The 1,911-nt window shown below is 46.4% G+C and carries 1 protein-coding gene; it reads right to left on the bottom strand.

The features are described 5' to 3' along the window. Window positions 1–88 precede the first annotated feature (88 nt). Window positions 89–1,537, bottom strand: coding sequence for an AAA family ATPase (locus NGM62_RS21805; RefSeq protein WP_262250415.1), 1,449 nt, complete (start codon window positions 1,535–1,537; stop codon window positions 89–91). Between the last annotated feature and the right edge of the window lie 374 nt (window positions 1,538–1,911).

Raw genomic sequence — 1,911 nt, 5'->3', positions numbered from 1 at the left:
CTGGATGACCAATTTACCTCTTTTTGCGCTAACGGCGCTGTAGGAGATAAGGTTCCGGATAGCCGAACCCACAGGAAGGTTGTTCGGGCTAAGGAGCAGCAGATGGCACGAAAAGCGCAGCCAGTTTGACATCGCGCTGCACCAGGTCGTGATAGTAGCTGTTTGGCTGCACACCGAAGGTGGTAACCATGGCTAATGATACACTTTTTGTGGCCGGAAGGACAGACCGGACCGCGCTGATTTTAGCCTGTAGGTTAGCAGCATATCGCTTGGTAATCGTAAAGACATCGTGATGGAATTTGACTTCCAGTATATTGACTATATGATCCGCCCTGTCGAGTAGGAGGTCTACTTGTGCTCCGGATCGCTCATCGCTCCCCCGGTCCATGAAGCCACCTATTGCTGTATATACGCCACTAATCCCTAAGGCTTCCCTTATTTGACCCATGTGCCCTAAACATACATTTTCAAATGCATATCCACACCATTGCTTCCATACACCCATTTGGGCCAGACTTTGAAAACTTCCTTTACCTGATTTGCGCCGCTCTTCCATAAAGCGGAGATAAAACAACGAATAGTTGTCGGTAAGCCTGTAAAGCGTATCTTTTTTCTTTTTGTTAAAAGGCCGGATTGAAGTGATAAAATCGGACTGCTCCAGCTCATCCAATAACCTGGTAAAACCACCTCCGTCGGAGAGCTTGGTAGCCTCCACGAGCTCGGTCCGGGTCATACCCATCCATTTGTTGCCGAGTGCGCGTATGACCGCGATATGATTTGCCGGATGGTCATACAGCGATGTGTACAGCTTATCAAACTCATCAAACAGCAGTCCATATCGTGTGAAACAAAGCCGATCAATCGTTTGGGCTACACTGTCGCCCTTGGCCACTTCTTTAAGGTAATGCGGGATACCCCCCAACGCCATATAAAGTTGGGTAATGCTATAATCTGACCAATCCACTCTGTGGTGAACGAGGAATTCCTTGGTTTCTGCAAGGGTAAAGGGTTGAAGGTGGATTATTCGCGTGATACGATTGTGTAAGCTTCCCTTGTGGTGGATGACATGTTTGACCATCCAGCTGGCTGCCGATCCGCATATTACCAGCACAACGTTGTGGTAAGCCGCCCAGTCGTTCCAGAAATGGCCCAATGCTTCCAGAAAGCCGGACCGGGCTTGTGCAATCCAGGGAAGTTCGTCAAAAAAAATGACCTTTTTCCGCGGCTTGCCTTTTGTGCCAAGATGTTGTTTCAATAAATTAAAAGCTTCCAGCCAGTTGCGGATATCCCGTATGGGTAAAGACGGCTTGGCATATTCGTTAAGCTTATTGGCGAAATTCTCCAATTGCAAAGCATTACTTGATTGCTGAAGGCCGGTTATATCAAAATCTATCGTGGGCCCGTATACCTTTCGAACCAGATGAGTCTTTCCTACCCGTCGCCTTCCGATAATGGCAATCATCTCGGAATGCTTACTAGCCAAAGCCTCTTTAAGCACCCCGATTTCTCTTGTTCTGCCTACGAAATAACTGTTCATACATTGTAATATTTGGCGAAATGACGTGTAAATATATTACATTCCGCCAAATAAAAAAAATATACTTGGCGGAATGTGGTTATAAAAAGACACATTCCGCCAAGCAAATAAATGTCTGAGCCGTTTTTTATCGCCCTTATCGGCTTTTTTCAGCTCTTCCCCTTACAAAAAAATTATCTTTACCCTATGGTTTACCTGTTGATAGCTATTGTACTATTTGCTGCCATATTGGTGTATTTCCGTGCAGTTGAAAATCTGATTCGGCACGCTGCTGGAAGGGAACGTCATTTTTCAGGAATTCAAAGGCGCACTCACCGAACAGTATGTACTGCAGCAACTTGCGGCACGGGATGACCTCGCCATCTATTACTGGT

Origin of the sequence: Parapedobacter soli (assembly GCF_025460835.1) — a bacterium.
Lineage (GTDB): Bacteria > Bacteroidota > Bacteroidia > Sphingobacteriales > Sphingobacteriaceae > Parapedobacter > Parapedobacter soli.
Note: the sequence above shows the minus strand (reverse complement) of the source record. Positions and strands in the feature narration are given on the sequence as shown.

Coding starts and splice junctions, on each gene's coding strand:
- NGM62_RS21805 (WP_262250415.1), bottom strand. CDS start 1,537: ATGAACAGTTATTTCGTAGGCAGAACAAGAGAAATCGGGGTGCTTAAA.